This window comes from Mesocricetibacter intestinalis (genome assembly GCF_004363295.1).
GTDB lineage: Bacteria > Pseudomonadota > Gammaproteobacteria > Enterobacterales > Pasteurellaceae > Mesocricetibacter > Mesocricetibacter intestinalis.
Map to the genome: position 1 here is coordinate 22,088 of NZ_SNYQ01000013.1, position 8,436 is coordinate 30,523.

9 protein-coding genes are annotated in these 8,436 nt (G+C 47.6%); 2 read left to right on the forward strand and 7 right to left on the reverse strand.

Annotated features, from left to right (window positions below; genetic code table 11):
• From EDC45_RS10165 to EDC45_RS10185, 5 genes are all read right to left on the reverse strand, one after another.
• Window positions 1–627: an NADH:ubiquinone reductase (Na(+)-transporting) subunit D gene (locus tag EDC45_RS10165; RefSeq protein ID WP_133546038.1), complete on the reverse strand. Its 627-nt coding sequence runs from the start codon at window positions 625–627 to the stop codon at window positions 1–3.
• A complete protein-coding gene (locus EDC45_RS10170) occupies window positions 627–1,403 on the reverse strand; it encodes a Na(+)-translocating NADH-quinone reductase subunit C (RefSeq protein ID WP_133546040.1) in 777 nt (258 codons plus the stop codon). Before EDC45_RS10170 ends, EDC45_RS10165 begins: the two co-directional genes overlap by 1 nt.
• Window positions 1,396–2,628: an NADH:ubiquinone reductase (Na(+)-transporting) subunit B gene (locus EDC45_RS10175; protein ID WP_133546042.1), complete on the reverse strand. Its 1,233-nt coding sequence runs from the start codon at window positions 2,626–2,628 to the stop codon at window positions 1,396–1,398. Before EDC45_RS10175 ends, EDC45_RS10170 begins: the two co-directional genes overlap by 8 nt.
• A gap of 2 nt (window positions 2,629–2,630) precedes the next feature.
• Window positions 2,631–3,974 carry a Na(+)-translocating NADH-quinone reductase subunit A gene (locus EDC45_RS10180; protein WP_133546044.1) on the reverse strand — a complete coding sequence of 448 codons (1,344 nt, stop codon included), beginning with the start codon at window positions 3,972–3,974 and terminating at the stop codon, window positions 2,631–2,633.
• A 360-nt stretch (window positions 3,975–4,334) separates the two neighbouring features.
• Window positions 4,335–4,646, reverse strand: coding sequence for a BolA family protein (locus EDC45_RS10185; RefSeq protein WP_133546046.1), 312 nt, complete (start codon window positions 4,644–4,646; stop codon window positions 4,335–4,337).
• Window positions 4,647–4,905: 259 nt separating this feature from the next.
• Here EDC45_RS10185 and EDC45_RS10190 point away from each other — a divergent pair, with 259 nt between their 5' ends.
• Window positions 4,906–5,502, forward strand: a complete 597-nt coding sequence (locus EDC45_RS10190; RefSeq protein ID WP_133546048.1) for a YajG family lipoprotein — start codon at window positions 4,906–4,908, stop codon at window positions 5,500–5,502.
• Window positions 5,503–5,628: 126 nt separating this feature from the next.
• Here EDC45_RS10190 and pgeF read toward each other — a convergent pair whose 3' ends face one another.
• Both pgeF and rluD read right to left on the reverse strand, forming a co-directional pair.
• Window positions 5,629–6,363: a peptidoglycan editing factor PgeF gene (gene pgeF / locus EDC45_RS10195; RefSeq protein ID WP_133546050.1), complete on the reverse strand. Its 735-nt coding sequence runs from the start codon at window positions 6,361–6,363 to the stop codon at window positions 5,629–5,631.
• A gap of 10 nt (window positions 6,364–6,373) precedes the next feature.
• Complete coding sequence (gene rluD / locus EDC45_RS10200; protein WP_133546052.1) at window positions 6,374–7,348, reverse strand: 23S rRNA pseudouridine(1911/1915/1917) synthase RluD; 975 nt, start codon at window positions 7,346–7,348, stop codon at window positions 6,374–6,376.
• Between the two features lie 113 nt (window positions 7,349–7,461).
• Between rluD and EDC45_RS10205 the strand changes: the two genes are divergently transcribed.
• Window positions 7,462–8,268, forward strand: coding sequence for an outer membrane protein assembly factor BamD (locus EDC45_RS10205; protein WP_133546054.1), 807 nt, complete (start codon window positions 7,462–7,464; stop codon window positions 8,266–8,268).
• Window positions 8,269–8,436 lie beyond the last annotated feature (168 nt).

Consider the following 8,436-nt stretch of genomic DNA (forward strand, 5'->3'; position numbering starts at 1 on the left):
TTATTTCTCCACTTGTTCCGGCTTCCAGGTGCGCAATGCCCAGATCAGCAAACCGATAATGAAGAACGCACTCGGCGCCAGCAGGAACAAACCGTTGGTTTGATACCAGCCGCCGTCTTGAACGGTCTGGAATACGGTCGCTCCGAATAATTTTCCGGAACCGATAAGTTCGCGAATAAAGGCAACGGTGATTAAGATGGCGCCGTAACCTAAACCGTTACCGATCCCGTCAACGAAGCTTTCCATCGGCGCTGATTTCATGGCGAAAGCTTCGGCGCGTCCCATTACGATACAGTTGGTGATAATCAGACCCACGAATACGGAAAGCTGTTTAGACAAGTCATATGCGTAAGCGCGTAGGATCTGATCCACCAGAATTACCAAGGAGGCGATAATCGCCATCTGTACGATAATACGAATACTGTTCGGAATATAGTTGCGGATCAACGAAATAAAGAAGCTGGAACATGCCGTTACCAGACTTACGGCAATCGCCATTACAACCGCCGTTTCCAGTTTTGTAGTTACTGCCAGCGCAGAACAAATCCCCAGGATCTGTAATGCGATAGGGTTGTTATCCACCACCGGCGATAACAATAACTTTTTAAGAGAAGATTTATCAGCCATTAGTTAGCTCCCGCTTTCAATTTTGCCAGATACGGACCGAAACCTTTCTGACCTAACCAGAATTTAAAGGAATGATCTACGCCGTTACTGGTTAGAGTCGAACCGGAAATTCCGTCGATACCATGTTCTTTATCCGAGGAAGCGCCTTTGCCTACATGTAAGGCCGGCTGACCTTGCGGATCCAGTAACTTTTTGCCGACAAACTGAGCCTGCCAGCGCGGATTTTCAATTTCACCCCCCAGTCCCGGTGTTTCGCCGTGTTCATAATAGGTGATACCGTTTAGGGTATTACCGTCCGGCTGAACGGAGATAAAACCGTACATGGTGGACCATAAGCCGCGGCCGTAAATCGGTAAAACGATTTGAGCCACTTCTCCCTGATCATTTTTTACCAGGTATACTTCCGCCAGATTAGCGCGTGCGCGAATACCAGCAATATCGTCCTGAGCCTGTAATTGAATGCTCTGAGCCGGATCTTTCACTGCATTTTTCACATCAAAGTTGGCCGGGCCCTGAACATAATCGCCGCTGTTCAAATCGACGAATTTAGGTTCGATGTTTTTCTCATACAGTTCTTTTATCTGGCTTGGTTTGGTATTCGAATCGAGCAAACCGGCTACGCTCAGAATATTTTTCTGTTTATCAAGCTGTTTCTGTTCTTCCTGAGTTGGTTTCAACAATACGGCGGAACCCGCTACTATTACCGAACAGATTAAACTGAGCAGAACCACGATAGAGATTGTTCCGCCTACGCTGTCTTTATTAAATTTAGCCATTGCGCGCTCTCCGACGTTTGATATTTGCTTGAACTACAAGGTAGTCGAATAATGGAGCAAATAGGTTGGCAAATAAAATTGCAAGCATCATACCTTCTGGATAGGCAGGGTTTACAACACGAATCAGGACACACATTACGCCGATCAGGGCACCGTAAAGCCATTTCCCTTTATTGGTGAAAGAGGCGGACACCGGATCTGTGGCCATAAACAGCATACCCAGAGCGAAACCGCCCAGCACCAGGTGCCAGTGCCACGGCATTGAGAACATCGGATTGCTGCTTGAACCGATAAGATTGAATAAGGTGGAGGTTGCAATCATACCGATTAATACGCCGAGGATAATACGCCAGGAAGCGATACGGGCGAATACGATAAGCGCCGCACCTATTAACAGGGCAAGGGTGGAAACTTCCCCGATAGAGCCCGGAATATTACCGATAAAGGCATCCATCCAAGTGATAGGCTCACCGGTCGTTACATGTTTAAGCGCTGCCTGTCCGCCCTGGTTCCATTGGGAAAGGGCTGTGGCACCGGAAAAACCGTCCGCTGCGGTCCAGACTAAATCACCGGAAATCTGCGCCGGATAGGCGAAGAACAGGAATGCACGTCCGGCCAGAGCAGGGTTCATAAAGTTTTTACCGACCCCACCGAAGACTTCTTTGGCAATCACCAAACCGAAGGTAATACCTAACGCCGCCTGCCATAACGGTAATGTCGGCGGAACGATCAGCGCAAACAGGATAGTGGTAACGAATAAACCTTCGTTAACTTCATGACCGCGAACAACGGCAAAAAGAATTTCCCAGAAAGTTCCGACCGCAAATACGGTAATATAAATCGGCAGGAAGAAGACGGCACCGAGCAATAATTTACTGCCCCAGCCCGCATCGCTGCCAAAATTGGTACCCAGTGCCTGAGCCAACGCATAATGCCAGTCGGCGGCGATAAGATCGGCTAAGTTGCCCATCGCCGCAACGGCGGAAATGGCCTGCGCGCCCGTATTATACATTCCGTAAAATACCGCCGGCAGCAACGCAATCCAAACAAGGATCATCATACGCTTCGAATCCAGCGCGTCGCGTACATGAGTAATGTTGCGGGTTACCGTACCCGGGGTATAAAGTAATGTATAGACCGATTCAAACAGCGGATATAACTTGCTGTATTTACCGCCGGGTAAAAATGCGGGTTCCATTTTTTCAAAAAGATTTTTTAAACCCATTTCTAGCCTTCCTTCTCAATCTTATTTAATACGTTACGCAAGATCGAACCGTATTCATATTTGCCCGGACAGACAAATGAACAAAGGGCTAAATCTTCTTCGTCCAGCTCCAAACAACCGAGGTCTTGAGCACCGTCGGTATCGCCGGAAAGCAGATCGCGTAACAATAAGGTCGGAATAATATCCAACGGCATAACGCGTTCATAGTTACCGATCGGAACCATGGCTCGTTCGGCACCATTAACCGCAGTAGTAAAATTAAACAGTTTTTTGGCAAAATGCCCTAAGGTGGTACGGGTAATGGAATACTTGTTCGAACCCGGCGCAATCCAACCGAAGAATTCTTTTTGCCGTCCTTCTTCCAGTACGGAAACCTGTTGGGCGTAGCGACCGAGATAATCAACGGCGCCTTCCGCTTTATGCCCGCTTAACACGGAACCGGAAATCACACGGTTTTCACCTTCTTTCAGTTCGTTTGCGGTTAGTTGCGAAAGGTTCGCGCCCAGACGGGTGCGCACTAAACGCGGATTTTTTACCTGCGGGCCGGCCAGGGAAATAATTCTGTCCGTATAAAGTTCGCCTTGGGTAAATAATCTGGCAATGGCGATGACGTCCTGATAATTAATATACCAGACGGATTTCGTCGCACTGACCGGATCGATAAAGTGAATATGGGTACCGCTCAGTCCGGCAGGGTGAGGGCCGCCGAAATCATGGATATTTAAATTGGCGATATCTGCGGTCGGGATATTACTGTCTCCGGCTTTACAGAGATGTAATTTACCGTTCGGATGTAAACGGCTGAGTACCGTTAATCCCTGAATAAAATCTTGCCAATGTTCTTTTAGAACCACTTCGGGATTTGCCGCCAAGGGGTTGGTGTCCATAGCATTGATGAAAATCGATGAAGGTACGGCATCAACGGCGGGGATTTTACTGAACGGACGGGTACGGAATGCAGTCCATAACCCGGAGGCCTGTAAATTTTGACGTACTTGCTGCTCCGTAAGCTGGTTCAGCGCCGCCTCATCATATTTGGCAAAGGTTTCCCGTTCGTCGCCTTCGACACGAATCACCACGGATTGCAATACGCGTTTTTCGCCGCGATTGATTGCCGTGATCGTACCGCTTGCAGGTGCTGTGAACAATACTCCGGGATTTTTCTTGTCCTCAAAAAGAACCTGCCCTTTTTTCACTATGTCGCCTTCGCGTACTTTCATGGAAGGACGCATACCGACATATTCTTCACCAAGCAAGGCAACTTCAGTGATGCCGTTGGCATCACGGATTACTTGTTCCGGCTTCCCGGCAATAGGAAGATCCAATCCTTTTTTAATCGTAATCATATTGTTTGCACTACTTTTTCTGATTGAAATTACGGTTATTGTGCTGGCGCCGGTGAACTTAGGTTCGGATAGCGAAACACAGTAACCTCGACATTGAGCGATGATTGACCTATTTTGCTATTCGAAGAATAACGATAATAGATTACTCCAACCATATAAAACTAAAACTCAAATCAGGTTTATTCGCCTTGTTGTTCAACATATTGAAAAAATACAACAAAGCGACGTTAATTTTGAAAAATTAAACGGCTTATTTTAACCAAAGAAGACCGAACATGCCACTTACTGCCATGCTTTTTTTTGTGAATTTTGCTTAAAACTAGACCGAAACGACAAAATACCTCTTATCGGGTAGCGCCTTTATTTGCCATGGCCGAGACAGTTGGTGGATTCCGGCAGGCGTTCGTCCCGCATTGCCCATTCTTCTCGGCTATAGGTATGTAATGCCAGCGCATGGATGCCCTGTTGCAAATCCTGTGCCAGCAGGCGGTAAATCAGGCGGTGGCGCGCCACCTTGGATAAGCCGACGAAACTATCGCTGACCAGAACGATTTTAAAATGGGATTCCGAGCCGCGCCCGGAACTATGCAGATGGCTTTCATTTTCAATATGCAGAAAATCAGGTGAAAATTCTGCGTTGAGGCGTGCTTCTAGTTCTTGCTGTTTCGTCATTTTGTTCCCCCGAAATATTTAATGCCGTGCAGTCGAACGGCGGCCTTATCGTTAATTAGGCGAATGGATATTATCCCTTTGTAGCGCAGCGACGGTTAAACTCCTGTTTTTTCTCCGCTGTTCTAAGGCCTGTTCGGCGCGCATCATTTTAAGCGACAATCCCGCGGAAAACAAATTATCAAAGGAACCCTATACATTCCGAGCTAAGTTTGTAAGAATACGCCTGATAATATAATGCCAATCTAATATAGGAATAATTATGAAATCAGCCAAAAAATTTTCGCTCGCCGCTATGGCCGCAGCGGTTCTATTGCTTAGCGCCTGTCAGACCACACCGAGCAATAGCCTGACATTTGTGCCTCAGGCTCCGAATGTCAGCTTTAATGCCGCTAATCAGAATATTACCCTCAGTGTGGTGGCTAAAGACGATCGCGGTCGTAACGAGATTTCGGCTTATACGACAAACGGCGGAATCTTTAAACTCTTTTCTTCACCCGATGTGGCGCGGTTGTTTGATCAGGTCATCCGTCAGGATTTAAATGCAAAAGGATTCCGTATCAATGATGCGGCACCGGCGGCGACCAATGTGTTTATCTCCGTGAAAGAATTTTATGCTCAGGTGGATGCCGGTAATTTACGCCATAAAATCAGCGCTAAAATTCAGCTGGAAGTGCATGTACAGGGAGTGAAAGGTAATTTTACTAAGAATATCGGCGCTTCCCGGATTGATGAAGGCCTGTTCAGCGTTGAGGGTAAGGATATTCACAAATCTCTGAATGCGGTTTTACAGGAAGTGGTATCTTCCATTTACCGTGATCAGGAAATTGCCGCAGCGATTCGTCAGTATTCTAATTAAATCATAAACAGTGCGGTTGAACGCACTGTTATTTTTCTTCCGAACCTCTTCCTTTTTAGCTGCTCTTCTTATGTTTCCGCTGTTGCGACGGGTAGCTAAAAACCTGCGCGGGCAACCTTTAGTTTTTTACTCAAACCAAATTAGACTTGCCATTCTGCCGGTTTGCCGGTCGCGTCGGAATGAAAAAAACTTGTCTTTTTCTTGATAGGTGCATTGTTCGCCGCCGCTGATTTCAGTGAGGCCCAGGCGGTTTAAACGCTGCCGTGCAATTTGGTACAAATCGCCCAGATATTTTCCCGCTGTATGCGGATCCGGTATAAATGCCTGTCGTGCATTTTCATCCTGTCGGGCAAAGCGTTCAATCACCTCAGCTCCCACTTGAAAGGCATTCGGGCCGATGGCCGGTCCTAACCAGGCGAGGATCTCGGAGGGGGGCGAATTAAAGTTGCTTAGGGTACGCTCCAGAACACCTTCACATAGCCCGCGCCAGCCGGCATGGGCCGCTGCGACCTCCGTTCCCTGTCGGTTACAAAATAATACCGGCAGGCAATCTGCGGTCATTACCAGACAGATCTGATTGGCCTTATTGCTGTAAACCGCATCCGCTTCAGGGGTTGTGCCCGTATAGGGCAGAGAAATAACTCGGGTGCCATGTACTTGATTCAGGAATAAAGGCCAATGCGGTAAACGGAATTGTTGGTACAGTAAAGTGCGGTTATTTTTTACCGAGTTTTTATCATCCCCTACATGATCGGCGAGGTTAAAGCTGTCGAAGGGCGGCTTACTTACGCCGCCGTAACGCAGTGTGGTAAAAGCACGGATATTGGCGGCTGCCTGCCATTGGGGGATTAAGGCGTTCATTTTCTCTCCGTTAATAGTCCAGCTCTTCTTTATGTAACAGATAATCCGCTTTCAGCGCTTCTATCAGTTCTAAGAAATCCTGCGGTAAGGGGGCGTGCCATTCCATGCTTTCACCGCTGATTGGGTGTTCCAGTCGCAGCATCACGGCATGCAGGGCCTGGCGCTGAAAACTGCGCAGCACGGACATAAACTGCTCCGAAGCATTTTTAGGCGGGCGGGGGCGACCGCCATAGGTCTGATCGCCCAGTAAAGGGTGAGCGATATGTGCCATATGTACGCGAATCTGATGGGTTCGCCCGGTTTCCAAACGCAGGCGCAGACGGGTATAGTTACGGAAACGCTCCATAATACGGTAATGGGTTACCGCCGGTTTACCCATGGGGTGCACGGCCATTTGGGTGCGTTTGGTGGGGTGGCGGGCCATGGCTTCTTCCACTTTGCCGCCTTTGGTCATAATGCCGCTGGCAACCGCCTCGTATTCTCGGGTAATTTTACGTTTTTGTAATTCTCTGACCAATTTGGTTTGGGCCGGAATGGTTTTCGCCACCACCATTAAACCTGTGGTATCTTTATCCAGTCGGTGTACTATACCGGCACGCGGTACTTCGGCAATTGGCGGGTAATAATGGAGCAGGGCGTTTAACAGGGTGCCTTTCGGATTACCCGCACCGGGGTGAACCACCAGATTTTTCGGTTTGTTGATCACCAGAATATGTTCGTCTTCATAAACGATATCAAGGGGGATATCTTCCGCTTCGAAGCGGTTTTCATCTTTCGTTTCCAGGCTGATTTCCACCTGTTCTCCGCCGTAAACCCGGGTACGCGGAAGGGTGCAGACTTCTTGATTGAGACGAACCCGTTCCTCTTCGATACAACCTTTTAAACGGGAGCGGGAATAGTCGGGGAACAATTCCGCCAAGGTCTGGTCTAAGCGTTGTCCCGCCTGTTCAGGGCGAATCTCGGCCGATAAAGTAATTTGTGCCATAATTGCTAAAAACCTGTTAATCAGTTTGCTTATTTTGCAATGTTATATACAATATTGCAGGTATTGTAACGTACAAGACTGAATATTTACATCGAAAATAAGGATTATACTTAATGCGTAGATTAAAATCGCTTACTCTTGTTGCTTTGGCGGTATTGGCGATAAGCGCCTGTTCAAATTCTAAATCTGAGGTAGAACAAGCGCCGGCGCAGGAGCTTTTCACCGAGGCAAGAACTTATTTACAGGAAGGTAATTATTCTCAGGCAACACGTTATTTAGAAGCGGTGAATTCCCGTTTCCCTGGAACCTCTTATAGCGAACAAGCTCAGCTTGATCTTATTTATGCGGCTTATAAAACCCAGGATTATACGAAAGCGTTGGTAACCGCCGATGCTTTCTTGCAGCAGTATCCGTATAGCCAGCATCTGGATTATGTACTCTATATGGCGGCGCTGACAAACAGCGCTTTGGGGGATAATTTGATTCAGGACTTTTTCGGCGTCGATCGTTCGACCCGGGAAACCACCTCGATGAAAACCGCATTTTCCAATTTCCAGACCTTGGTTCAGAATTTCCCGAATAGCCCTTATACGCCGGATGCTGTGGCACGTATGGCCTATATTAAAGACCGCTTAGCGCGGCATGAGTTGGAAATCGCTAAATTTTATGCCAAACGTAATGCGCATGTTGCAGTGGCCAACCGGGTTACCGATATGCTGAGAACCTATTCGGATACCGCCGCGACGCTGGAAGCCCTGCCCTTAATGCAACATGCTTATGAACAGATGGGGCTGACTCAGCTGGCGAAGGATGCCGAAACCCTGATTAAAGCCAATGAGGGACGCAGTATCAAACCTGTGGAAAAACCGGAAGAGCCTTTGTTAAGCCTACCTTCTTGGCTAAAATCCTCAGATGAATAACTAATTGATGCATAGCGGCATTTATGGGCCGAGCGCTGAAATAAAAAAATCCTGACTAAGTCAGGATTTTTTTAGGCATAATGGACAAAAGTGTGGGGATTTTCATTGATTTTCCACATATCCCTAGTTTAATAGACAAAAGTGTGGGTTTTACCCACTCTTTTTGCT